We start from the raw sequence: 23,517 nt of genomic DNA, 5'->3' as shown, positions 1-23,517 counted from the left end.
CTCGTGCGAGACCCCCACCCTGCCGACCACACCCGACCCCGGCTCACCGTGGTGGTCCCGATCTACAACGTCGAGGACTACCTCGTCTCCTGCCTCGAGTCGCTGGCCGAGCAGACCTTCCGCGAGACCGAGGTGATCCTCGTCGACGACGGCTCCCCGGACACCTCCGGGCAGATCGCCGAGGACTTCGCGGCGGGCCGTGAGAACTGGCGCGTCCTCCACGTCGAGAACGGCGGCCTGGGGCGGGCCCGCAACATCGGGCTCGACCACGCGAGCGCCGACTACATCGCCTTCATCGACTCCGACGACGTCGTGCCGCGCGACGCGTTCGAGCTGATGATGCACGCGATCGAGGGCAGCGGCAGCGACATCGTCAGCGGCGGCGTGCTGCGCTACGACGGCGCCCGCACCCGCCCCTCGGGCCTGCACCGCCGCGCCGTCCCCGAGACCCGGGTCGCCACCCACGTGCGGGCCATGCCGAGCCTGCTCTACGACACCACGGCGTGGAACAAGATCTTCCGCCGCGCCTTCCTCCTCGAGCACGGGCTGCGCTTCCCCGAGGGCGTGTACTACGAGGACATCCCCCTGACGGTGCCGGCGCACTTCCTCGCGACGTCCGTCGACCTCATCGAGGAGCCGGTCTACCTCTGGCGCGAGCGCCAGACGGCCGAGCAGTCGATCACCCAGCGGCGCGCCGAGGTGCGCAACCTCGTCGACCGGATGGCCGCGGTGTCCTCGGTCAACGACTTCCTCGAGCGCACGGGCGAGACCGAGGGCAAGCGCCTGCACGACCTCAAGGTCCTCACCCTCGACATGCCCCTCTTCCTCGACGTCCTCCACGAGGGCGACGAGGAGTTCGCCGAGACCCTCGTGCGCGTGTTCCGCGAGTACCTCGCCGACGTCGACCCCGAGGTCGTCGCGAGCCTGCCGCCGCGACGTCGCCTCGCCTTCCACCTCATCGGCCAGGGCCGCACCGCGCAGCTCGTCGAGGCCCACCACCAGCAGCAGCTCGACCCCAAGCCCGAGGTCGTGCGCCGTGGGGTCCACCTCTACGTCAAGCTGCCCTTCCTCGGCGACGCCTCGGTCGGCGTCCCCGATTCCGTCTACGACGTCACCCGCTCGCAGCGCCTCGTCACCGGGGTGCGCGACGTGCGGTGGAAGGGCTCGACCCTCGAGGTCGACGGGCACGGCTTCATCGACGGGGTCCCCGACATCGGGCCGGGCACCACCGTCCACCGCCTCCAGCTGCGGCTCGTCGGCGCCAAGGCCCCCCGCCGGACGGTCCGTGGCCGCCGCGTCCGGCGCCCCGACGTCACGGGCCGCTCCCGCAACCGGGCCGTCAGCTACGACGGCTCGGGCTTCCTGGCCCGCATCCCCGCCGTCGACGTCGCGCTCCCCGAGGGCAAGGACGCCGCCGAGTACGAGCTCGTCGCCCAGGTCGCGGCCCCCGCGGCCCGGCGCGGGTCGCCGGTCGGCTCGCCCGAGTACTCGCGCGCCCTCCACCCGCCGCGCGGCTGGGCCCCCGACGGGGTCATCGTCGTCCCCGGCTACCGCGGCAAGAAGATGCGCATCGCCGCCCGCCGGGCACCGGTCGTCGTGCGCGACCTCCGGGTCGAGGGCGAGGAGGTCGTCCTCACCCTGCGCGCCGCCCCCGGGCGCGAGGTCCCCGACGCGTGGCTCCACCTGCGCCGGCTCGACGCCTCCGAGGGCATCACGGTGCGCCTCGACCGGCACGGCGACGAGGGGACCGCCCGGATCCCGGCGGAGTCCCTCGACGTCACGTCGCGCTCGGTGAGCGAGCGGCACTGGCGGCTCTGGCTCGCCGAGGCCCGCACCGACGACCCCGACGACGGCGCCGGCCTCGTCGACGGCCTCGTCACCACGGCCTCCACGGCGGAGCGGGAGCGGCCGCGCAGCCTGCAGGTCGAGGGCCGCCACGTCGGTCCGGTCGACGTCGACCCCGAGCCCGGGCCCGGCCGCGGCCGCCTGCACGGACGGCTCCTGCAGCTCCGCGAGCGCGGCGTCACCGGGGCGATCCTCGTCGACGGACCGTTCCGCCCCGAGCTCACCGACTTCGCCTTCACCCCGGGCGGCCTCGAGATGCACGGCGACACCGGCGGCGTCGACCTCGACCGCCTCGTCCTGCTCTCGACCGCCGACCGGCTCGAGGTCCCCGTCGAGCGCTCCGGCGACACCTGGCGGGCCACCGTCCCCGTGACCGGCGCCCCCGGGCACGCCTCGCTCCGCTGGCTGCGTCCCGGCCGCTGGCGCATCGTCGCCGGGCTCCCCGGTGAGGCCGACCCGGACCTCGGCATCCACGTGTCCGCGGCCGCCGAGGCCCACCTCGACGACCGTGGCGGTGACCAGGTGCAGGTCGTCCTGCGCACCTCACCCACCCACGAGCTGGGCTTCGTCTCCGACGGTGGTGGCTCCTGGTCCGACCGTGGGGCGTTCAACGCCAAGATCGCCCGCAAGGTCCACTACCGGGTGGCCCGCCGGCTGCCCCTCACCGACACCGTCTTCTTCGAGTCGTGGAAGGGACGGCAGTACTCCGACAACCCGCGGGCGATCTTCGAGGAGCTGGTCCGCCGGGGCGACTCGCGACGGCTCGTCTGGGCCGTCGAGCACCACGGCGTCGAGGTGCCCGACGGGGTCGAGACCGTCGTCGTCGGCAGCCGCTCGTACTTCCGCGCCCTCGGCCGGGCCCGGTGGATCGTCAACAACGACGCCATGCCCAAGCACTTCGCCAAGCGCGAGGGCTCGCACTACGGGCAGACGTGGCACGGCACCCCGCTCAAGCGGATCGGCTTCGACATCCAGAACCTCCAGATGTCGAACAAGAACTACCTCAAGCAGTTCGCCAAGGAGGTGGCCAAGTGGGACGCCCTCGTGTCCCCGAACGCCTACTCCACCGAGATCTTCCGCCGCGCCTTCCGCTTCGAGGGCCCGGTGCTCGAGACCGGGTACCCCCGCAACGACGTCTTCCACCGTCCGGAGGACCGCGCGGCCCGCGTGGCCGCCGTGCGCGAGCGGCTCGGCATCGAGCAGGGTCGGCGGGTCATCCTCTACGCGCCGACGTGGCGCGACAACCACTACGACAAGTCGGGTCGCTACCAGTTCGCGATGAAGCTCGACCTCGAGCGGATGCACCGCCGGTTCCAGGACGACAGCGTCCTGCTCATCCGGGGCCACCAGCTCGTCGCGAACTCGGTCGACACCTCGATGTTCGGCGGCTTCGCCCGCAACGTCTCGCACTACCCGGACATCAGCGACCTCTACCTCCTGGCCGACGTCCTCGTCACCGACTACTCCTCGGTGATGTTCGACTTCGTCAACACCGGCCGCCCGATGGTCTTCTTCACGCACGACCTCGAGGCCTACCGCGACGACCTGCGGGGCTTCTACCTCGACTTCGAGGCCGAGGCGCCGGGCCCGCTCCTCGCCCACACCAACGAGGTCGCCGACGCGGTAGCCGACCTCGACGCCGTGGCCGCCGAGCACGCCGGTCGCTACGAGGCCTTCCGGACCAAGTTCGCCTCGCTCGAGGACGGGCGGGCCTCCGCGCGCTTCGTCGACCAGTTCCTCGGGGGGAGCAGCTGATGCTCAGCAAGTCCTACGGGCTGCTCAACTTCCTCAACCGCTCGCACGGCCCCGCCTTCCGCCACGGCGTCGGCGCGGCCGCGTGGGCGGGCACCCTCGCCGTCACGGGACGCCCCTCCATCGCCACCCTCGTGCGCCACCAGTTCGTCGACGACGAGACGAAGTACGCCTTCCGGCTGGCCGGGTGGGTGCTGCGTCGCGGCTGGCCCAAGGTCGAGACCGTCACCGACGACTTCTTCGACTTCACGCAGGGGGCCGAGCCGGCCGACCTCGACGCCCTCGAGGGCTTCATCCGCGTCCGTCGCCAGGCCCTGCCCGAGCACCTGTGGCGGGCCGACGACCTCTTCGTGCGCGCGGCCCGCATCCACGCCCAGCTCGACGCCGGCGCCACCGACGTCGAGGACCTGCGTCGCGACTTCGCGGCCCGGGCCGACGAGCTCCTCCCGCTCATCAGCGCCGCCCACGGCACGGCCGACGACGGCCCGGGGGAGCGCGAGGGCGACTTCTCCGTCGACGACGCGAAGACCGCGCTCGCGGACCTCGCGGCCGCCCTGCCCGTCGACGAGTGGGGCTGGTACGTCATCAGCGGCACCTTCCTCGGCATCGTGCGCGAGGGCGGCTTCCTCTCGCACGACTACGACATCGACGTCGGTGTCACCTTCGACCCCGAGCACCCCGAGGTCACCGACGCGATGATCGCGGCGCTCGGGCGGTCCCCGCGCTTCGTCGTCAAGAAGGTCGACGACGCGCAGTCGGTCGTCGAGGTCGCCCCGGGGCGGCTGGCGGTGCGGCGCTCCCTCGCCCTCGTCAAGCTGATCCACGAGAACGGGATCAACGTCGACGTCTTCGTCCACCACCGCGAGCGCGACGTCCTCTGGCACGGCTCCTCGATCCACCAGTGGGAGAACAGCGTCTTCGACCTCGCCGACTACGAGCTCGCGGGCGTGCGGGTCCTCGGCCCCGCCGACGCCGACCGCTACCTCACCGAGAACTACGGCGACTGGCGCACCCCGGTCACCGAGTTCAACTGCACGACGGGCACGCCGAACCTCGTCATCACCCGCAGCTTCCGCTCGGTCGCGCTCTTCCTCACCCGCCTGGCGCACTTCTCCCACGGCGACCCGGCCGAGTACGAGAAGCTGCGCGCCACCCTCGTCGCCGACGGCCTCCTGCGCGACGACGACGGCGTGCTGCGCCTGGCGCGGGACATCTGATGCGGCGTCCGCGGGGTGCGGAGGAGCGTGCCGTATCCTCGCTCCGGCGCCTTAGGCGCCGCCGTCCACCCCGCCCCGCCGAATCGAGGTCACCGCGTTGATGACACGGCTCGGGGCGGTCTGGTCACGGCGCGAGATCCTCTGGACCCTCGTCCAGCGCGACCTGCGGGTGCGCTACTCGCGCAGCATCCTCGGCTACGTGTGGACGGTGCTCGACCCGCTGCTCATGGCGTCGGTCTACTTCGTCGTCTTCACCTACGTGTTCAACGCCAAGCGGGTCGCCGACACCCCGTACTTCCTCTACCTCCTGTCGGGCCTGCTCGCGTGGCAGTGGTTCACCGGCTCGGTCACCGACACGACGAAGAGCCTCATCCAGGAGGCGCGGCTCGTCCGCTCGACGAACCTGCCGCGTGAGGTCTGGGTCATCCGGTGCGTCGTCGCCAAGGGCGTCGAGTACCTGCTGTCGCTGCCGATCCTCGTCGGGTTCGTCATCTACTACCTCGTCATCGGCCAGGTGACGCTCGACTGGGAGCTGCTCCTGTTCCCCCTGGGGCTGCTCCTCCAGTTCGTCCTGCTCGTGGGGATGGGGCTGATCCTCGCGCCGATCACGGTGCTCGCCACCGACATGCAGCGCGTCGTGCGCATCGTCCTGCGCTTCCTGTTCTACCTCTCGCCCGTCCTCTACGGCGCCCACTCGGTGCCCGACGCCCTGCGGGTCGTGCTCCTCCTCAACCCGCTCAACGGGGTCCTCTCGCTCTACCGCGGCGGGCTGTTCGAGCGCGGGGTCAACTGGGTCGACGTCGGGGCGAGCGCCGGCCTGTCCGTGCTCCTCGTCGTCGTCGGCTTCTGGGTGTTCAACCGCCTCGAGCGGTCGGTCCTGAAGGAGATCTGACCCCATGAGCCAGCAGCCCGCGACCGTGACGACGCCCGTCACCGACCCCGTCATCAGCGCCCGCGACGTCGGCATCGAGTTCTACACCTCGCGGCGGCGCAAGATGCAGGTCCGCGACCTGCTCTTCCACGGCCGCGCCAGCACGACCTCCGACACGTTCTGGGCGCTCAAGGACATCTCCTTCGACATCGGCGCGGGGGAGGCCGTGGGCCTCGTCGGCGGCAACGGCAGCGGCAAGTCAACCCTGCTGAAGACCATCGCCGGGGTGCTCCTGCCCGACCGCGGCGAGGTCGAGGTCTCGGGTGGCGTCGCGCCGCTCATCGAGCTGACCGGCGGGTTCCGCGGCGAGCTGACCTGCCGCGACAACCTCTACGTCCAGGCCGGGCTGCACGGGCTGAAGAAGGACCAGATCGACGAGCGCTTCGAGAGCATGGTCGACTTCGCCGGGCCCCAGGTCCGCGAGGCCCTCGACCGCCCGTACCGGCACCTGTCGTCCGGGATGCAGGTGCGGCTGGGCTTCGCCGTCATCTCCTCCCTCGACGAGCCGATCTTCCTCGTCGACGAGGTGCTCGCGGTGGGGGACAAGGCCTTCCGCGAGAAGTGCTACACCCGGATGGAGGCGCTGCTGTCCGAGGGGCGCACCCTCTTCCTCGTGTCGCACTCCGAGAAGGACCTCAAGCGGTTCGGCACGCGCGGGCTGTACCTGCGGCGTGGCGAGCTCGTCATGGACGGGCCGATGGCCGAGGTCCTCGAGCAGTACAACGAGGACCTCCGCACCGCGGGCTGACCCGGCTCACCCCGCCACCCGGTGCGTCAGCGACGCAGGCAGGTGATCGAGCCGACCGCGTCGACGACGCGGAACCCGGTGTCCTGGAGGAGTGCCACGGCGGCTCCTCGCACGGTGGGGACGCAGGCGGTGTCGACCGAGAGCAGCTCGAGGTCGGCGGCCAGCGTCGTCGTCTCGGCCTCGGTCGTCGGCGTCAGCTGGTCGGCGAAGACCTGGAGGCGGTCGCGGACGCCGGCGTGCGCGTCGGGGGTCGCGGCGTACGCGGGCAGGTAGAACCGCCGCGCGGCGACCGGCTGGACGTCGACGGTGAGGGCGACGAGGACCCGCGAGGTGTCCCACGGGGCGAGGACGGTGTCGCCGGGCTCGCTGACCCGCTCGACGAGGCGTGCCTCCGTGTACGACCCGCGGGGGGTCTTCCACGCGAACGGGGTGGTGGCGACCCGTGTGCCGTTCGCCTCGGACCCCGTCCACTTCCCGTCGACGAGCGGGAGCAGGGCGAGGGCCGCGGCGGCCGTGACCGCGACCACGGTGCGACCTCGCGGGACGAGGCCGGCCAGGGCGCCGGTCGCCCCGGCGACGAGGAGGGGGATCGGCAGGACCCACCAGAAGCGCCAGGCGACGGCGCCGAGGCCGGCGCTCTCCAGCAGGTCGCGGACGGCGGGGTGGAGGACGACGGCGCCGGCGACGACCGCGCCGAGGGTGCACAGCCGTGTCGTCACGTCGCGGATCCCGAGGACGCCGAGACCGAGGGCCAGGCAGGAGGCCAGGAGGAGGCCGCCGTGACCGCCGGGCACCGTGGCGAGGACGTCGAAGCGGGTGGTGACGCCCGAGGAGACGTCGAAGCCCTCCGCGGTCCGCTCGGCGACGGTGGGGCTGCGCGGCGCGAACACGAGGGAGGCGGCGCCGGCCGCGAGGGGGTAGGGGAGCCAGGCGGCCAGGCGGACCGCCCCGCGCACCCGGCGCAGCGCGAGGGCGCCGAGGGCCATGCCCCCGAGGAGCACCGGGACGATGAAGACCGCCGTGTTCGACACCCCCACCGACGCGACGACCGCGGCGCCGAGGAGCAGGTGGGTGCGGACTGTCCCGTGGCGCACGAGACGGATGCCGGCCGCGAGGACCAGGGGCAGGACGATCGAGGCGAGCATCGCCTTGCCCTGCCACAGCCGGACCGCGAAGAAGTTGCCGACGCTGAACCCGCTGGCCCCGCCGAGCCACAGGTAGCCCAGCGCGGCGGCGAGCCCGGCGGGCGCGACGGGCACCCGGGCCTCGTCGACGAGGAGGGTGAGGGCGAGGACCGCCAGGAGGGTCGCGACCGGGGGCACGAGGACGTAGGTGACGGTCCCGGCCTCGACCCCGGCGACCCGGGCGACGGCGCCGATGAGCCCCTCCACCGAGTGCACGGGCGGCGAGTGGGCCCCCAGGGCCGGGAAGGTGTCGGGGCTGATCATCGTGTCCCGCAGGGGGAACCGCCCACGTTCGGCCACCCAGGTCGAGAGGTTGACGAAGTAGGCGTCGTCGCCGTCGGGCCGGATGAGGAACATCGACAGGACCCCGGAGGCGACGGCGCCGACCCAGCCGACCGGCCAGAGGAGGGGGTGGGTGCCGGCGTCGTCGGCGGCGGGGGAGGCGTCCTCCGGGCGTGCCCCGGCGCGGTCGCGGCGCACCGCGAGGACGAGCGCGACGACCGCCGCGACGAGGAGGAGGGTGAGGGCCGCGCCGCGCTGGTCGACGACGACGAGCACGGTGCCGACGGCCGTGGCCCCGAGGACGAGGAGGGTGCTCGGTCCCGCGGGCGGGGTCCCGGCGACGCCGTCGGGGCCCGGGGCGAACCGGCGGCCCGCGAGGAGGGCGAGCACCGTCACGACGAGCGTCGCGATCAGGGTCGCGGTGGCGGGCAGGTCGACGACGAGGGCGAGCTGGTAGAGCAGGGTCCAGGTCGCGAAGCCGACGAGCGCGACGGTGAGCACCGAGCGACCGAGGCGCTCGGCCAGGGGTGGCCTGCTCATGACGGGGGGTTCTCGTCCGTCCCCGAGGGTCGGGGGGACTCCGAGAGGGCGATGCGCCGGGCGAGCCGGGTGTAGCGCGTCTCGAGGTCTCGGAAGCGGAGGTAGGTCGTGACGGTGAAGCTGAGGAAGGCGACGACGAGGGAGTACAGGACGAGGTCGGTGCCTCGTCCGACGCCGAAGAAGTCCTGGGCGATGCGCGTCCAGACGTCGGGGAAGAGGATCGACACGACGGCGAACGCGACGAACGCGATGACGCCGAGGCGGCGGATGGCCTGTGCCCGGGCCCCGCGCGAGCGGAACAGCCGGGCCGCGACGACGAAGACCACCGCGATGAGCAGGACCTGGACGACCACCAGCTTCATCGCAGGATCAGCTCCACGAGGATGTTGACCGAGTTCCACAGCGACTGGCCCTTGGACCTGCTGTAGTCGGTGTAGAGGATGTGGACCGGGCTCTCGCCGTAGCGCACCTTCATCGCGCCGATCTGCTCGACGAGCTCGGAGGCGTGCGCCATCCGGTTCTGGGTGATGTCGAGGCGCTCGACGACGTCGCGGCGCATGACGCGCAGGCCGTTGTGGGCGTCGGTGAGCCGGGTGCCGGTCGTCATGTTCGTGTAACCGACGGCCATCCGCAGGACGAGCTTCTTGAGGAAGCTCGGCGTCGTCCGGTCGTCGAGGAAGCGCGAGCCGAAGACGACCTGGAGGTCCTCGGTGCGGGCCTGCTCGAGCATCTCGAGGACGTCGGCCACCTGGTGCTGCCCGTCGGAGTCGAAGGTGACGACCCACTGCATCGAGGGCACCGACCGGGCGTACTCGAAGCCGGTCTGCAGCGCGGCACCCTGGCCGAGGTTGACGGGGTGGCGCACGACGACCGCGCCGGCCGCCTCGGCCTCGGCCGCGCCCTGGTCCGAGGACCCGTCGTCGACGACGACGACGTTCGGGAACGTGCGCCGCGCCTCGCGGACGACGTCGCCGATGACGGCCCCCTCGTTGAACAGGGGGACCACGAGCCAGACGTCGTCGGTCCGGGGGTCGGCGGTGCTCATCGCGGACAGCCTACGAGAACGGGCAGGGACAGGCGCCAGGGCGCCCGCGGCCCCGTCACCACCCGGCGTCCCGGGCCTGCCGGGACCAGTAGCGCAGTCCCTCGTACTTCTGGCGGGCCACCGCACCGCGGCGCCGGCGACCGGTCGCCGCGTGCTCGGCGTGGCGCAGGACCACCTCGGGCACGTAGCGGACGGTGAGGCCGAGGCGGGCGCACTCGCGCCCGAACCACAGCTCCTCCCCGAACAGGGCGAAGGGGTAGTCGGTGCGCCCTCCGGCGGCGAAGTAGGCCGGCGTGAGGACGACGCACGACCCGTGGCCGGCGAAGACCGCGGCGCCGGGCTCGACACCAGTCACCGTGCGCGAGCTGTGGCCCTCCCGGCGCAGCAGGAGCAGGTCGGCGACGGCCGGGAACCGGTGCACCGCGGCGAGGGCGCGCAGCCAGCGGGCCGTCGGGGGGGCGAGGAGGTTGGGGTTCTGGTCGGTTCCGAGGCTGCCGATGACCGACGGGGCCAGCCACCCGGCGTCGGGGTGGGCCTCGACGGCCCCGAGGAGCCCGTCGACGGTGCCGGGGTCGGCGACGAGGTCGCAGTTCGACAGCACGACCGGCCGGCTCGTGTCGACCTCGGGCAGGGCGCGGTGCAGGGCGGGCAGGTAGCCGGGGTTGTCCTCGAACGACAGGACCCGCACGCGGGGGTCACCGGCGAAGGCGGCCGTGGCGGCCTCGGTGTCACCGGGCTTGTTCGCGCACAGGACGACGTCGACCGGGGCGTCGGCGCCCAGGGAGGCGACGAGCCGGGTGGCGTCGTCGACGCCGCCGTAGGACACGACGACCCAGGTCAGCGCGCTCATCGGCTCCCCCCGCCGTCGGGGCGGTTCGCGACGTCGACGCCGTCGACCGCGACGCGGCGGCGGAACACCGCCCCGTAGACCTTCTTCAGCAGGGTCGGCGGGATGACGCGGAACGCCGTGCGCACGACCATGTTCCGCGCGAGGAGCACGTTGCCGAAGGCGCCGGTGTCGCGCAGCCGGCGCTGGACCTCGAGGTCGTTGCGCACCATCCGCCACCCCCCGCGCCGCCCGATCATCCCGTCCCCGGCGTTGAAGAGGACGAGCGGCTCGGGGAGGTTCTCGGCGCGGGCGCCGCCGGCGAGGAGGCGGCCGAAGAGGTCGTAGTCCTGCATGTACCGCAGGTCGGCGTAGCCCCCGACCTCGAGCGCCAGCTCGCGCCGGAACAGGGCGGTCGGGTTGTTGACCGGGTTGTTCAGGCGCAGCCGTCGCACGATCGCCTCGTGGCTGGTCGGGGCCGTGCGGCGCCCGATGACGTGGTCGGGGGAGCCCTCGAACTCCAGCATCTCGGCACCGACGAGGTCGAGGCCGCGTGCCTCGACGGCCGCCATCTGGCGTTCGAGGCGGTGGGGGAGCGAGACGTCGTCGGAGTCGTGTCGCGCCACGTAGTCACCGGTCGCGAGCTCGAGCCCGCGGGCCGACGCGAGCCCGCTGCCGACGTTGACGGGGAGGCGCTCGACCCGGATCGACGGGTGGGCGGCCGCGGCGGCCGCGATCGCGGCGTCGAGCTCGGCGGGGACCGGGCCGTCGACGACGACGAGGAACTCGTCGGGGGTGAGGGTCTGGCCCGTGATCGAGGCGACCGAGCGCTCGAGCTCCGCCACCGAGGTGCCGCGGTAGGCCGTCATGAGGACGGTGAGGGTGGGGCGCACCCGACGATCCTAGGTCGTGGCGGGGGGCGCCCCGCGCCCTCGCAGGGTCGCCCACAGGGCGAGGACGTCGCGCCGGGTGAGGGCGAGCCAGACGAGCCCGAAGCCGAACGCGGCGCCCACCTGCGCGAGCGCGCCGGTGAGCCCCTCGAGCCGGTGGGTGAAGAGGAAGAGGGCGACGGCCAGGCCCGTGCCGCCGACGAGCCGTGCCGTGAGGTCGAGCCACCGGTGCCGCTCGACCCGCCACACGGTGGCGAGCATCGCCAGCGAGGCCAGGCCGGCCCCGACGAGGTACCCGAGGGCGACGCCGTCGATGCCGAGGCGCGGCGCGAGGAACGGCCAGGTCACGACACTCGCGGCGAAGCCGCCGAGGTTGAGGTAGGCGACCGCGCGCGGCCCGCGGACGCGGGTGGACTGCAAGGTCGTGGCCGCGCCCTGCGCGATCGAGGTGAGCATCACCGCGACGAGGAGCACCGGCAGGACCGTCGTCGCACCGACGTACTCCTCGCCCCAGACGACCGCGATGACGAGGGGGCTGAGGATGACGATGACCCCGATGAGCCCGACGAAGATCGCCGTGAGGCGACGGGCGATGGCGTCGCTCTGCCGGCGCACGCCCTCGCGGTCGCCCCGACCGGCGGCGGCCGTGAGCGGGGGGATGAGGACGGTGGCGAGCGCGACCGAGAGCATCGACGCCGGCGTCGCCAGGGTGAGCGCGGCGGCGAAGTCGCCGGCCTCGGCGGGGCCGGCCGACCAGTGTGCCGCGAGCTGCGAGAGCTGGAGCAGGCCACCGCTCGCGACCCCGCTGAGCGCGCCGAAGAGGACGAAGTGGTCGATCTCGCGGCGCAGCGCCGGCTCGACCCGCTGCCGCGAGCGGGCCGGCCACGAGACCGCCGCGAAGACCCCGTACCCGAGCGCCAGGGGGAGGAGGGCCAGGGCGGTGAGGTCGAGGACGAGGACGAGGGCGACCGCGACGAGGGCGAGCCCACCGGCGACGGTGTCCCACAGCGCGACGTGCCGGAACCGCAGGGCGCCGAACTGGATGCCGCGCGAGGTGCTGTAGAGCGAGTAGGCGAAGGCGAGCAGGACGGTGCCGATGGTGTGCGCGGGGCCGAACCCGAGCCAGAGGCTGCCCCCGAGCGCGACGACGGTCGGGAGCACGAGGCTGACGAGCGCGGTGCGGGTGGCGATGTGCCGCGCGACCGTGGCCGCTCCCTCGGCGTCCCCGAGGGCCGAGCGGAGCGCGACGAACCGGGTCCCCGCGGCGGACGCCGGCGCGGCCCACAGCTGGCTGGTGAGCACCGAGAGCGACAGCGAGGTGTTGGTCTGGCCGAGCAGCTCGCGCGAGCCCAGGTTGCCGATGAGCACGCTGTAGAGCAGGCGGGCGACGCCCTGCACGGCGGTCGCGTAGGTGCTCAGCGCCGCCCGGCTGCGCAGGCTCGTCGCGGGGGGTGACCCGGCACGTGCTGCGGCAGGTCCGTCCCCGTCCGAGGGGACCGGCGCGGCGGCATCCGCGCTGGTGGGAGGCCTGGTGCCGTCGTCCGGAGGGGGGCCTGGCCCCTCGGGGACGGACGGGGCCGGCGGCATGGTCGGCAGCATACGCGAGCACCGGTGGCGGACTTTGTGGGAACAGAGGTGTGGAAGTGGTCTCTGTGACACACTGGCGAGGCTCTCGCACCCGACCAGGCCTCCCTGCACCCGCTCCGGCGGCGCGGCCCCGGGTGCCCGATCGAACACGTCTGGGTCGCCCCAATGAGAACTCTCCGCCTGCTCACCGCGTCCACCCTCCTCGCCGGGGTGTGTGTCGTCGTCCCCGTCGTCTCTGTGGGTGCCGCGCCCCGTCCGGTCGCCCCGTCGGTCGACCGCGTCGCGATGCCGGCCGGCACGCCGCTGGCCCCCTCCGCCACCGCGCGCGGTCGGGTCGCGAGCACGGCCGCCCCCTCGGCCGACCCGTCGGCCGGTGCCGAGGCGACCGCGCCGGAGCCGACGACCTCGGAGACGACGGGTGCAGAGCCGACGGGTACCGAGAGCGTCCTGACCCGCGACACCGACGACGCCGACGTCGTCGGCCTCACCTTCCCGGACCGGGCGACCTCCACGGAGGTCTCGGTCGAGGTCCGCACCCGCACCGACGGGGCGTGGGGAGGGTGGCAGGCCCTCGAGGTCAGCGACGCCGCCCCGGACCCGGGCACGCGGGAGGCCGCGAAGGCCAGGGTCGCCACCGAGCCGATCAGCGTCACGGGGTCCGACGAGGTCCAGGTCCGGGTCCGCACCTCCGACGAGGACACCCGCCTCGACCGGATCTCGGCGACCTTCGTCGACGGCGGCGAGAGCCCCGCCGACCCCGGCGTCGGCAGCACCCCGGCCGCCAGCGCCCGCGCCGGTGCGAGCCAGCCGCCCATCATCAGCCGGGCCGCGTGGGGCGCCGACGAGAGCCTGCGCACCTGCACCCCCGACACCGTCGCGAGCATCAAGGGTGCGGTCGTCCACCACACGGTCAACGCCAACACCTACGCGATGGACGACGTCCCGGGGCTGCTGCGCGGCATCTACGCGTACCACGTCAAGGGCCAGGGCTGGTGCGACGTCGGCTACAACTTCTTCGTCGACCGCTTCGGCCGCCTCTTCGAGGGGCGCTTCGGCGGGACGTACCGAAACGTCGTGGGGGCGCAGACGGGCGGCTTCAACTCGCAGACCTTCGGGGTCAGCTCGCTCGGCAACCACGACCCGGCCTCCGCGGGGGCGGCGACGCCCTCGTCGGCCGTCCTCGCCTCCGTCGGCCGGCTCATCGGCTGGAAGGCCTGGCTCAACGGCTGGGACCCCACGACCTCGACGACCTTCACCTCGGCCGGCAGCACCCGGTACAAGGACGGCGTCGTCGTCACGAAGTCCCGCGTCATGGGGCACCGCGAGCTGAGCCTCACGACGTGCCCCGGTGACCTGATGTTCGACAAGCTCTCGTCGATCCGCTCGACGTCCTCCACGTCCTACCGGCAGGGTGTCGCCGACCGCGCCGCCGAGGTCGCGACCGAGACAGTCAAGGAGACCTACACCCGCCCGAGCGGCACGTCGTTCTCGCTCTCGGGACGGGGGTACGGCCACGGCCGCGGGATGAGCCAGTACGGCGCGTACGGCGCGGCCATCAAGGGCCTGACCCGCGACCAGATCCTCGACTTCTACTACCCGGGGACCACCCGCTCGACGACCGCCGGCAACCCGACGATCCGGGTCCGGCTCGGAGCGCTGGGCACGTCCGGCACCCAGGTCGTGACCCAGCCCAACCTCGTCATCACCGACGGGACGAAGACCGGGGCGTTGTACACGAAGAACGCCGACGGCACCCTGCGCACCCGCTGGCGGGTGGTCCGCGACGGCGCCGGCCTGACCCTGCAGTGGCTCGAGAAGGGCGTGTGGCGCAGCACCTCGAGCTGGAAGGCGACGACCAAGCCGCTGTCCTTCCAGAACCGCTCGACGAACAAGGTCCGCGTCGTCATGCCCGGGGGGACCCAGCGCGACTACCGCCAGGTGGTCCGCACCCACGTCTCGGGGACCGCCACGATGACGGTCAGCGTCATCACGCTCAACTACTACCTGCAGAGCGTCGTCCCCTCGGAGATGCCGCCGTCGTGGTCGGCCAACGCGCTGCAGACCCAGGCCGTCGCCGCGCGCACGTACGCCCTCTACCAGCGGGCCCACCAGCCGTCCGGGTCGCTGTACGACACCTGCGACTCCACCTCGTGCCAGGTCTACAAGGGCCTCGCGGGGTACACCTCCACCGGCGGCGGCCTCACCCCGTACGAGAACGCGAGCTCGACCGCGGCCGTCGTCGCGACGAGCGGGCTGGCCGTCTACTACGGCGGGGCGCCGGCGCTGACCGAGTTCTCCTCGTCCAACGGCGGGCAGACGGTCCGGTCGTCGATCCCGTACCAGGTCTCCAAGCCCGACCCGTACGACAACGTCCCCTCGGGCAGCACGAGCACGTGGTCGACGACGCTCTCGGTGAGCAAGGTCCAGGGTGCCTACCCGACGACCGGGACCCTGCGCGCCCTGCGGATCGAGTCGCGCGACGGCATCAACGCCTGGGGCGGCCGCACGACCTCGGTCACCGTCGTCGGGTCGAAGGCCTCCAAGACCGTCACCGGGGACGCGTTCCGCACCGCGATGGGCCTGCGCAGCACGTGGTGGACCGTGACGTCGGCGCCCGCCACGTCGGCGGCCTCCCTGCCCGAGGACCTCGACGGCAACAGCCGTGGCGACGTCATCGCGGTGGACCCCGCGGGCAACCTCCGCCTCCTCTCCGGCGACAACACGGGCGCGTTCACCGCGAAGACGATGGCGACCGGCTGGGGCTCGCTCGGGCTCGTCGCCGTGGTCGGCTCGTGGAGCAACGACAACCGCCACGACGTCGTCGAGCGCGACGCCGGCACGCTGTACTACCACCCGGGCGACGGCAAGGGCGGCTTCCTCCCGCGCCAGGCGATCAGCACCGGCTGGGACACGATCAACCTCGTCTCCGGGTCCGGTGACGTCGACGGCGACGGGTTCGCCGACTTCCTCGCCCGCACGACGAGCGGGCAGCTGAAGATCTACCGCGGCAACGGCAAGGGCGGCGTCATCGCGACGAAGCTGCTCGGCACCGCGTTCGCCGAGTACCGGCTGCTCTTCTCGCCGGGCGACCTCACCGGCGACGGGCGGCCCGACGTCGCCGGCGTGCGCGCCACCGACCACGCGATGGTGCTCTTCCCGGTCCTGGCGGGCGGCACGCTCGGCACGCCGACGGTCGTCGCCGGCGACTGGGCGCCGTACAGCGCCGTCACGGGCCCCGGTGACGTCACCGGCGACGGCCGCGACGACCTCGTGGCGCGGCGCTCGGCCGACGGGGCGCTCGTCGTCCTCCCGGGCACCGACATGGGCTCGGTCGGCCCCGCACGCCCGGTCGCCGGGACCGCGACGTGGGCGACCTGGACCGCCTGGGCCCCCTGACCCGGGCTCAGGCGAGGTCGACGGTGAACGGGGCCCCCGTGGCCTCGCGGACCTGCTCCTCGGTGACGTCGGGCGCGAGCTCGCGCAGGACGAGCCCGTCGGCGGTGACGTCGAGGACGGCGAGGTCGGTGATGATCCGCTGGACCACGGCCTTGCCGGTGAGCGGCAGCGAGCACTCCTCCACGATCTTGTGCGAGCCGTCCTTGGCGACGTGCTCCATGAGGACGACGACCTTCTTCGCGCCGTGGACGAGGTCCATCGCGCCGCCCATCCCCTTGACCATCTTCCCGGGGATCATCCAGTTGGCGATGTCGCCAGCGGCCGAGACCTGCATGGCCCCGAGGATGGCGGCGTCGACCTTGCCGCCGCGGATCATCCCGAAGCTCGTGGCGGAGTCGAAGTAGGAGGCGCCGCGGCGCACCGTGACGGTCTCCTTGCCGGCGTTGATGAGGTCGGGGTCGACGGCGTCCTCGGCGGGGTACGCGCCGACGCCGAGGATGCCGTTCTCGGACTGCAGGACGATCTCGACGTCGTCGGGCACGTAGTTGGGCACGAGCGTGGGGAGGCCGATGCCGAGGTTGACGTAGGCGCCGTCCTCGAGCTCGGCGGCGGCGCGGGCGGCCATCTGCTCACGGGTCAGGGGCATCGCTCAGGACTCCTTCGTCGTGGCGTCGGCGGTGGCGGAGGCCGCCGGGGTGACGGTGCGGCGCTCGATGCGCTTGTCGGCGGCCTGCTCGGCGGTGAGCGGCAGGACCCGCTGGACGTAGATGCCGGGCAGGTGCACGTCGTCGGGGTCCAGCTCGCCGGGCTCGACGAGCTCCTCGACCTCGGCGACGGTGACCCGCCCGGCCATCGCGGCGAGCGGGTTGAAGTTGCGGGAGGACTTGTTGAACACGAGGTTGCCGTGGCGGTCGCCCTTCCAGGCGCGCACGAGGCCGAAGTCGGCGACGATCGCGTGCTCGAGGACGTACTCGCGGTCCACGCCGTCGGCGCCGGGGAAGACGCGGACCTCCTTGGCGGGGGAGGCCACGACGACGTTGCCCTCGGCGTCGTAGCGCCACGGCAGGCCGCCGTCGGCGACCTGGCTGCCGACCCCGGTGGGGGTGAAGAACGCCGGGATGCCGGCGCCCCCGGCGCGGAGCCGCTCGGCGAGCGTGCCCTGCGGGGTCAGCTCGACCTCGAGCTCGCCCTGGAGGTACTGGCGGGCGAACTCCTTGTTCTCCCCGACGTACGAGGACACCATCCGGCGGATCTGCTGGCTCGCGAGGAGGATGCCCAGCCCCCAGTCGTCGACGCCGCAGTTGTTGCTGACGACCTCGAGGTCGGAAACCCCGGCGCGGTGCAGCTCGGCGATGAGGACCGACGGGATCCCGCACAGCCCGAACCCTCCGACGGCGAGGGTGGCCCCGTCCGAGATCCCGGCGACGGCTTCGGCTGGGGTGGTGACGACCTTGTCCATGACAGGCACCCTATCGACGCCTCCGGGGGGTCCCGCCATGGGGCCGGGGCACAGTCGGGGGCCGCCGCGGTGGCGCCGGGTCACCGGAACGGCCAGCCGATCGTGGCCGAACGGCCCCCGCACGAATCCGGAGGATCTTCGGCGTACCGGTGCGTAGACCGCAGGAAGTGTGGTGCTTGTGGGACCACTGAGAAATACATCCGTGTAATTCCCGGAACGGGGTGGCACCCCCGCGAGGACCGTGGGAGAACTGTCTCGCTCGAGGTTCCGGTGTGACGGATGTGACGTCCGTGACTCGTGGTCCGTCGAGTGCGCCTCGATCCCCTGCCGGGGCGCCCCCTGCACCGAGGAGCACTCCGCCGTGTCCCTGTCCCACCCCGCGCCCCGGAGAGAGCGTCGGATCCCCGTCCGCACCATCGGGGCCGTCTCCGCCTCTGTCCTCGCGTTCCCGCTGGCCACCGCCCCTGCCGACGGTGCGACCTTCCCGACGCCGAAGCCGACCAAGGCCCTGCCGGCCGCGCTCGACGTCGCCGCGCCGTACCAGAAGGGCACCCAGTGCCTGACGGAGAACCAGCCGGGCGCGGTCGCCTTCGCCAAGCTGCTCAACGCGACGTACGGCACCCGGACCTACGGGATCCTGCGGCACTGCGCCGCCGAGCACGGTGAGGGCCGCGCGCTGGACTGGATGATCAACGCGAGCAACAAGGACCAGCTCGCCCTGGCGAACTCGCTGACCCGGTGGCTCGCCGCCCCCGACGCCCAGGGCCGCGCCGGCGCGATGGCCAAGCGCTTCGGCATCAACTACATCATCTGGAACCGCCAGCAGTGGCGCGCCTACGCGCCCGAGCGCGGCTGGACCCCGTACTACGGCGTGTCCCCGCACACCGACCACATCCACTTCTCGTTCAACTGGGACGGCGCCTACAAGCGCAGCTCCTGGTGGTCCGGCGTGGCCGTGACCTCACCGTCCCCCGGCCCGGTCGCCCCGGTGACCCCGCCCCAGCCGATGTCGTCGACCGGCTACCCGATCCTGTCCCAGGGGGCGAGCGGGCCCGAGGTCGCCCTCGCGCAGAAGGCGATCGGCGCCGAGCCCGACGGGAGGTTCGGGGCCCTCACGGCCGCCGCGCTCGGGACCTGGCAGTCCAAGAACTCGATCCCGGCGACGAAAAAGCTCGACGAGGCGACGTGGGGCAAGCTCGTCGCCCTCGGCCTCGTGCCGAACCGGGCCCCCCTCGAGCGCTACGTCAACGTCGTCCTCAAGCGCGGCTCGAGCGGCTCGGCCGTCAAGGCGCTGCAGACCGCGATCGGCAAGCTCTCGGTCGACGGCTCGTTCGGCCCGGCCACCGAGACGCGGGTCAAGGCGTACCAGAAGACCAAGGGCCTGTCCTCGACGGGCATCGTCGACAGCAAGGTCTGGAAGGCCCTCATGGGCCTGCCGTCCACGACGCCGCCCGCCCCGGCCCCGACACCGCCGGCCCCGCCCTCGAACGGCAGCACCTCGACCCACCCGCTCGCGAAGTACTCGAAGCTGACGCTCAAGCTCTGGTCGCGCGGCGAGGCCGTGAAGGCGATGCAGAAGGCGATCGGCAAGCTGACCGTCGACGGCTCCTTCGGCCGCAAGACCGAGGCGCGCGTCAAGGAGTACCAGAAGGCCAAGGGCCTGGCCGCGACCGGCGTCGTCGACGCGAAGGTGTGGAAGGCGCTCATGGCCCCGGCCAAGCCGGCCTCGACCACCCCCTCGAGTGGCACGACGAGCAGCGCGCTCAAGACCGAGTTCACCTCGTACAAGGCGACCACCCTGAAGTCCGGGTCCACGGGGGCCGCGGTGCGCGTCCTCCAGCAGGGACTCGGCGGCCTCGTCGTCGACGGCAGGATGAGCACGAAGACGGTCGCGGCCGTCAAGGCGCTGCAGACCGCCGCGAAGCTCAAGGCGACCGGTGTCGTCGACCGCGCGACGTGGGACGCCCTCGAGCGCCGGGTCCACCCGCTGCTCCCGCACTGGGGCACGGTCCTGAAGAAGGGCTCGAAGGGCACGGCCGTCGTCGCGCTCCAGAAGGCGCTGCGGATCACCGCCGACGGGTCCTTCGGCCCGAAGACCGAGGCCGCCGTCAAGGCCCTGCAGAAGGCGGCCCGGCTCACCCAGACCGGCCTCGTCGGCACGGTGACCTGGAAGGCCGTCGAGGCGCGGATGCCCCGCTGACCCCACGGTCCTCGACCACCGGACGGGCCCGGACCTCGTGAGGGGTCCGGGCCCGTCCGTTCGTGGGTGGGCTACTCGGCGTCGCGGGTGACGCCCTCGGCGGACCGTCGCGCCGCGAGGACCTCGGGAGCCGGCGTCCCGCGGGTGAGGACGACCGAGCCGTCGGCGGCCCAGGCAGCGAGGGCGGTCCGCAGGAACGCCGCCGTGTCGTCGGTGGCGGTGTGGACCCGTCCGTCCTCCGGGGCGGGGACGAGGTCGCCGAAGGTCGTCGTGCCGCCGTTGCGCAGCGCCGGGTCGGAGGGGTCGGCCTCCTCCCACGGCGTGAAGACGTCGCCGTGCGTGGCGACCTCCTTGGCCTCGTCGATCACGCCGGACGCCACCGGTCCGGGCGCCGACCGGGCAAGGGCCGCCAGCGTGACGAGCACCCCCTCCTCGGCGTCCTCGGCGGTGGCGGGGTCGTCGGTGACGACGACGTCGGCGGCCGACAGCGCCACGTCGGAGTCGGCCGCGCGGGCTCCGGCCCGGTGGGCCGGCACGACGACGCACGCGCCGACCGACCACGCCGCGAGCGCCCAGTAGAGGGTGCGCCAGTGCGGCGGGAGGTCGAGGCGCACGACGGTGCCGACGCCGGCGTCCAGCTCGTCCTGGAGCAGGTTGGCGGCCTTGGCCACCCAGTTCGCGAGGACGCGCGCCGACAGCTCGACGCGCTCCCCACGGGTGGGGGAGTCGGTGTCGTCGTAGACGGTGATGCGCGGGCGACCGGGATCGGACTCGACGAGGCGGCGCAGGAGCGCGGCGGGGCCGGGGGTGGGCGTGCTCACCGACCGGACGCTACCAACGCCCGGGACGGCCACTAGGCTCGCCCGCATGAGTGAGCGCACGGTCATCACCTTCGGGACCTTCGACGTCTTCCACGTCGGACACATCCGGGTGCTCCAACGGGCCGCCGCGCTCGGCGACCGGCTCGTCGTCGGCGTCTCTGCCGACGCGCTCAACATCTCGAAGAAGGGCCGGGCGCCCGTGTACTCGCAGGACGAGCGGATGGAGATCGTCGCCTCGCTCAAGGTCGTCGACGAGGTGTTCGTCGAGGAGTCCCTCGAGCGCAAGCGCGACTACATCGTCGAGCACGGGGCCGACGTCCTCGTCATGGGCGACGACTGGGCCGGCAAGTTCGACTGGGTCGACGACGTGTGCGAGGTCGTCTACCTCCCGCGGACGCCGTCCGTGTCGACGACCGGCCTGATCGAGCACATCGCCAGCCTCTCGACGTGACCTCCCCGGCAGCGGCCCCGGCGCCGGCGGCCGTGCCGGCCACGGCCGCGGCGCGCCCCCGGGCGGGGGACCTCGTGACCCGCGCGGGCCTGGCCGCCGGGCTCTGGCTCGTCGCGACGTGCGCGCTCGCGTGGCCGCTGTCGGCCCTCGGATGGTGGTCGCCGTGGGTGGCCTGGCCGCTGGGTCTGCTCCTGGCCATCGGCGCCGGACGGTTCGTGCGGGACCTACCGGGGGTGCGGGTCGCCCCGGCGCCGGCCGCCGTCCTCGTCGGCCTGTGCGTGGCCTTCGCCGTCTACGCGGGGGTGACCCACTCCGAGCACGTCCTCGTCCGCCGTGACGCCGCGAGCAACCTCCAGGCCGCGGCCAGCCTCGCGACGACCCACCACCGCGTCGTGCCGGTCGACGTCTCGGTCGTCGGCGGGCCGGCGGCGCTCGAGCGCGGGGACGTCTCGGTCGGCAGCTCGGCGTTCTACCAGGTCGGCTCGCCCGCCGAGCCCGCCGTGCAGCCGCAGTTCCTCCTGGCCCCGGCGGTCGTCTACGGGTACGGCTGGTGGGCCGGTGGAGCGGCCGTCGCCCAGGTCCTGCCGGCGGTGGCGATGGCGCTGGCCCTGCTCCTCCTCGGGCTGCTCGTCGCGTCGGTGACCGGGGCGTGGTGGGGTGCCGCGGCGGCCGCGCTCACCGCGCTGCTCTTCCCCGTCCTCAACGTCGCCCGCGGCACCTACTCGGAGCAGCTCGCGCTCGTCACCCTCGTGGGCGGGGCGCTCGCCCTCACCCTCGCCGTGCCGAGCGACGGCCACGGCGAGGACCGTGGGGGCGTCCGGGCCGGCGGTGACCGCGGCGAGGGCCGCGGCGACGTCATCGGCGACGACCGCGGCGGCCGTGTCGGCGGCGACGTCATCGGCGACGACCGCGGCGGCCGTGCCGGCGGCGATGTCATCGGCGACGACCGCGGCCACGTCCGCGCCGGCGCGATCCCGTCCGACGGGACCCGGCGGCTCGCGCTCGTCGCAGGGATCCTCCTGGGGGGCACCGGCTTCGCCCGCATCGACTCGTTGCGCGAGGTCCTCCTCCTGCTCCCGCTGCTCGCCGTGGGGACGGCGCTGGGCGGGCGCTGGGTGCGACCGGTCGTCCTCGGGGTGGCCGGCTCGACCGTGCTCGCGCTGGCGGCGGCGTGGTCGCTGTCGTACCGCTACCTCGGCGACATCGCCGCGAGCCTCGTCCCCCTCCTCGCGATGGCCGTCGCCGCCGGGCTCGCCTCCTTCGGGGCGCTGTGGCTGTGGCGCCGTGGCCGACGGCTGCCCGCCGGGGTCGTGCGCCGCCTCCCCGACGTCGCGGCCGGGCTCGTCGTCCTCGCCGGCCTCGCGCTGGCCAGCCGGCCGCTGTGGATGACGACGCGCCAGGACCCGAACGACCCCGGGGCCCGCTACGTCGCCGGGATGCAGCGTCGCCAGGGGCTGCCCGTCGACGGCGGCCGCACCTACGCCGAGCACACCGTCGACTGGCTCGCCTGGTACGCCGGGTGGGTGGCGGTCGTCGTCGCCCTCGTCGCCCTCGCGCTCGTCCTGCGGCACGCCCTGCGACGCCTGGGGGAGGGCCGGCTCGAGGCCTGGTTCCCCGTGCTCGTCGTGGCCGCGGGCTCGACCGTGCTGACCCTGCTCCGGCCGGGCATCACCCCCGACCACCCGTGGGCCGACCGTCGGCTCCTCGTCGCGCTGCCGCTCGTCGTCGCCCTCGTCGTCGTCGCCGCGTGGTGGGGTGCGCGGCGGCTGGAGGCGACCGGGCGCCCGTGGGGGACCGGGCTGGTCGCGCTGCTGCTCGTCGTGGGCCTGGCCGTCCCGGCGGTCCTGGCCACCTGGCCGTTCCGCGGCGTCGGCGTCGAGCGCGGGTCGCTGGGCGCCGTCGACGACGTGTGCGCCGCGCTGGAACCGGGCGACGTCGTCCTCGGGGTCGACAGCCGGGCGACCTCCGAGTGGCCGCAGGCCGTCCGGGGCATGTGCGGCGTGCCGACCTTCATCGCGACGACCCCCGTCCGCAAGGACCCGGCCCGGCTGGCGTCCGTCGTCGACGAGCTCTCCCGGGGCGCCGCGTCGAGCGGGCACCGCCTCGTCCTCCTCGCGGCCGACGGCCCGGAGGCCCTCACCGGGCTCGGGCTCGAGGCGCGGCCGATCGTCGACATCCGCTTCCCCGAGGAGGAGCACGCCCTCGACCGGCGGCCGTACAAGACCGACCGCGGCGGCATCCGCGTCTTCCTCGCCGAGGCCCCTGCCCCCTGACGGTCCGCCACCCCGCCCCGTCGCCACGCCCCGTCGCGACTTCAGTACGGCAACACGCCGACGTCGTGGC

At 73.6% G+C, this 23,517-nt stretch carries 17 protein-coding genes; 8 read left to right on the top strand and 9 right to left on the bottom strand.

Features of this window, described 5'->3' with window-relative positions; genetic code table 11:
* Window positions 1-3 precede the first annotated feature (3 nt).
* The 4 genes from ACFWN3_RS04960 to ACFWN3_RS04945 all read left to right on the top strand — a co-directional run bounded on the left by ACFWN3_RS04960 (window position 4) and on the right by ACFWN3_RS04945 (window position 6,493).
* Window positions 4-3,600: a CDP-glycerol glycerophosphotransferase family protein gene (locus ACFWN3_RS04960; protein WP_377644006.1), complete on the top strand. Its 3,597-nt coding sequence runs from the start codon at window positions 4-6 to the stop codon at window positions 3,598-3,600.
* Window positions 3,600-4,814, top strand: coding sequence for a hypothetical protein (locus ACFWN3_RS04955; protein WP_377644004.1), 1,215 nt, complete (start codon window positions 3,600-3,602; stop codon window positions 4,812-4,814). The genes ACFWN3_RS04960 and ACFWN3_RS04955 overlap by 1 nt, the downstream gene beginning before the upstream one ends.
* A 100-nt stretch (window positions 4,815-4,914) precedes the next feature.
* Window positions 4,915-5,706 carry an ABC transporter permease gene (locus ACFWN3_RS04950; protein WP_377644002.1) on the top strand — a complete coding sequence of 264 codons (792 nt, stop codon included), beginning with the start codon at window positions 4,915-4,917 and terminating at the stop codon, window positions 5,704-5,706.
* 4 nt (window positions 5,707-5,710) lie between these two features.
* Window positions 5,711-6,493: an ABC transporter ATP-binding protein gene (locus ACFWN3_RS04945; RefSeq protein WP_377644000.1), complete on the top strand. Its 783-nt coding sequence runs from the start codon at window positions 5,711-5,713 to the stop codon at window positions 6,491-6,493.
* A 26-nt stretch (window positions 6,494-6,519) separates the two neighbouring features.
* Here the strand turns inward: ACFWN3_RS04945 and ACFWN3_RS04940 are convergent, their stop codons facing one another.
* The 6 genes from ACFWN3_RS04940 to ACFWN3_RS04915 are packed head-to-tail and all read right to left on the bottom strand — an operon-like array spanning window position 6,520 to window position 12,658.
* The gene (locus ACFWN3_RS04940; protein ID WP_377643998.1) at window positions 6,520-8,499 is read right to left on the bottom strand and encodes a DUF6077 domain-containing protein; all 1,980 of its coding nucleotides are present in this window, start codon (window positions 8,497-8,499) and stop codon (window positions 6,520-6,522) included.
* Complete coding sequence (locus tag ACFWN3_RS04935; protein ID WP_377643996.1) at window positions 8,496-8,861, bottom strand: DUF2304 domain-containing protein; 366 nt, start codon at window positions 8,859-8,861, stop codon at window positions 8,496-8,498. Before ACFWN3_RS04935 ends, ACFWN3_RS04940 begins: the two co-directional genes overlap by 4 nt.
* Window positions 8,858-9,544, bottom strand: coding sequence for a glycosyltransferase family 2 protein (locus ACFWN3_RS04930; protein WP_377643994.1), 687 nt, complete (start codon window positions 9,542-9,544; stop codon window positions 8,858-8,860). Before ACFWN3_RS04930 ends, ACFWN3_RS04935 begins: the two co-directional genes overlap by 4 nt.
* A gap of 55 nt (window positions 9,545-9,599) precedes the next feature.
* Window positions 9,600-10,394 (bottom strand): glycosyltransferase family 2 protein, encoded by a 795-nt coding sequence (locus ACFWN3_RS04925; protein WP_377643992.1) that lies wholly within the window; start codon window positions 10,392-10,394, stop codon window positions 9,600-9,602.
* The gene (locus ACFWN3_RS04920; RefSeq protein WP_377643990.1) at window positions 10,391-11,263 is read right to left on the bottom strand and encodes a glycosyltransferase; all 873 of its coding nucleotides are present in this window, start codon (window positions 11,261-11,263) and stop codon (window positions 10,391-10,393) included. Before ACFWN3_RS04920 ends, ACFWN3_RS04925 begins: the two co-directional genes overlap by 4 nt.
* Window positions 11,264-11,272: 9 nt before the next feature.
* Window positions 11,273-12,658 (bottom strand): lipopolysaccharide biosynthesis protein, encoded by a 1,386-nt coding sequence (locus ACFWN3_RS04915; RefSeq protein WP_377643988.1) that lies wholly within the window; start codon window positions 12,656-12,658, stop codon window positions 11,273-11,275.
* Window positions 12,659-13,012: 354 nt separating this feature from the next.
* On the opposite strand from ACFWN3_RS04915, the gene ACFWN3_RS04910 reads away from it, so the two are divergent.
* Entirely contained in the window at window positions 13,013-16,243 is a 3,231-nt protein-coding gene (locus ACFWN3_RS04910; protein ID WP_377643986.1) for a SpoIID/LytB domain-containing protein, read from the top strand.
* Window positions 16,244-16,250: 7 nt separating this feature from the next.
* Here the strand turns inward: ACFWN3_RS04910 and ACFWN3_RS04905 are convergent, their stop codons facing one another.
* Entirely contained in the window at window positions 16,251-16,889 is a 639-nt protein-coding gene (locus ACFWN3_RS04905; RefSeq protein ID WP_377643984.1) for a CoA transferase subunit B, read from the bottom strand.
* Between the two features lie 3 nt (window positions 16,890-16,892).
* Window positions 16,893-17,702 carry a CoA transferase subunit A gene (locus ACFWN3_RS04900; RefSeq protein WP_377643982.1) on the bottom strand — a complete coding sequence of 270 codons (810 nt, stop codon included), beginning with the start codon at window positions 17,700-17,702 and terminating at the stop codon, window positions 16,893-16,895.
* A gap of 361 nt (window positions 17,703-18,063) precedes the next feature.
* Here ACFWN3_RS04900 and ACFWN3_RS04895 point away from each other — a divergent pair, with 361 nt between their 5' ends.
* Window positions 18,064-19,902 carry a peptidoglycan-binding protein gene (locus ACFWN3_RS04895; protein WP_377643980.1) on the top strand — a complete coding sequence of 613 codons (1,839 nt, stop codon included), beginning with the start codon at window positions 18,064-18,066 and terminating at the stop codon, window positions 19,900-19,902.
* Window positions 19,903-19,973: 71 nt separating this feature from the next.
* Here ACFWN3_RS04895 and ACFWN3_RS04890 read toward each other — a convergent pair whose 3' ends face one another.
* Window positions 19,974-20,723, bottom strand: a complete 750-nt coding sequence (locus tag ACFWN3_RS04890) for a TIGR03089 family protein (protein ID WP_377643978.1) — start codon at window positions 20,721-20,723, stop codon at window positions 19,974-19,976.
* A 46-nt stretch (window positions 20,724-20,769) separates the two neighbouring features.
* Between ACFWN3_RS04890 and ACFWN3_RS04885 the strand changes: the two genes are divergently transcribed.
* Window positions 20,770-21,174, top strand: a complete 405-nt coding sequence (locus ACFWN3_RS04885) for an adenylyltransferase/cytidyltransferase family protein (RefSeq protein ID WP_377643976.1) — start codon at window positions 20,770-20,772, stop codon at window positions 21,172-21,174.
* Window positions 21,171-23,447 carry a hypothetical protein gene (locus ACFWN3_RS04880; RefSeq protein WP_377643974.1) on the top strand — a complete coding sequence of 759 codons (2,277 nt, stop codon included), beginning with the start codon at window positions 21,171-21,173 and terminating at the stop codon, window positions 23,445-23,447. The genes ACFWN3_RS04885 and ACFWN3_RS04880 overlap by 4 nt, the downstream gene beginning before the upstream one ends.
* Window positions 23,448-23,517 lie beyond the last annotated feature (70 nt).

The organism is Oryzobacter terrae, assembly GCF_042756445.1.
In the GTDB taxonomy this organism is placed as follows: Bacteria; Actinomycetota; Actinomycetes; order Actinomycetales; family Dermatophilaceae; genus Oryzobacter; species Oryzobacter terrae.
Note: the sequence above shows the minus strand (reverse complement) of the source record. Positions and strands in the feature narration are given on the sequence as shown.

What these genes read in the sequence shown, in the direction of transcription:
- ACFWN3_RS04955 (WP_377644004.1), top strand. Translation starts at nt 3,600, where the DNA reads ATGCTCAGCAAGTCCTACGGGCTGCTCAACTTCCTCAACCGCTCGCAC.
- ACFWN3_RS04950 (WP_377644002.1), top strand. Translation starts at nt 4,915, where the DNA reads ATGACACGGCTCGGGGCGGTCTGGTCACGGCGCGAGATCCTCTGGACC.
- ACFWN3_RS04945 (WP_377644000.1), top strand. Translation starts at nt 5,711, where the DNA reads ATGAGCCAGCAGCCCGCGACCGTGACGACGCCCGTCACCGACCCCGTC.
- ACFWN3_RS04940 (WP_377643998.1), bottom strand. Translation starts at nt 8,499, where the DNA reads ATGAGCAGGCCACCCCTGGCCGAGCGCCTCGGTCGCTCGGTGCTCACC.
- ACFWN3_RS04935 (WP_377643996.1), bottom strand. Translation starts at nt 8,861, where the DNA reads ATGAAGCTGGTGGTCGTCCAGGTCCTGCTCATCGCGGTGGTCTTCGTC.
- ACFWN3_RS04930 (WP_377643994.1), bottom strand. Translation starts at nt 9,544, where the DNA reads ATGAGCACCGCCGACCCCCGGACCGACGACGTCTGGCTCGTGGTCCCC.
- ACFWN3_RS04925 (WP_377643992.1), bottom strand. Translation starts at nt 10,394, where the DNA reads ATGAGCGCGCTGACCTGGGTCGTCGTGTCCTACGGCGGCGTCGACGAC.
- ACFWN3_RS04910 (WP_377643986.1), top strand. Translation starts at nt 13,013, where the DNA reads ATGAGAACTCTCCGCCTGCTCACCGCGTCCACCCTCCTCGCCGGGGTG.
- ACFWN3_RS04905 (WP_377643984.1), bottom strand. Translation starts at nt 16,889, where the DNA reads ATGCCCCTGACCCGTGAGCAGATGGCCGCCCGCGCCGCCGCCGAGCTC.
- ACFWN3_RS04900 (WP_377643982.1), bottom strand. Translation starts at nt 17,702, where the DNA reads ATGGACAAGGTCGTCACCACCCCAGCCGAAGCCGTCGCCGGGATCTCG.
- ACFWN3_RS04885 (WP_377643976.1), top strand. Translation starts at nt 20,770, where the DNA reads ATGAGTGAGCGCACGGTCATCACCTTCGGGACCTTCGACGTCTTCCAC.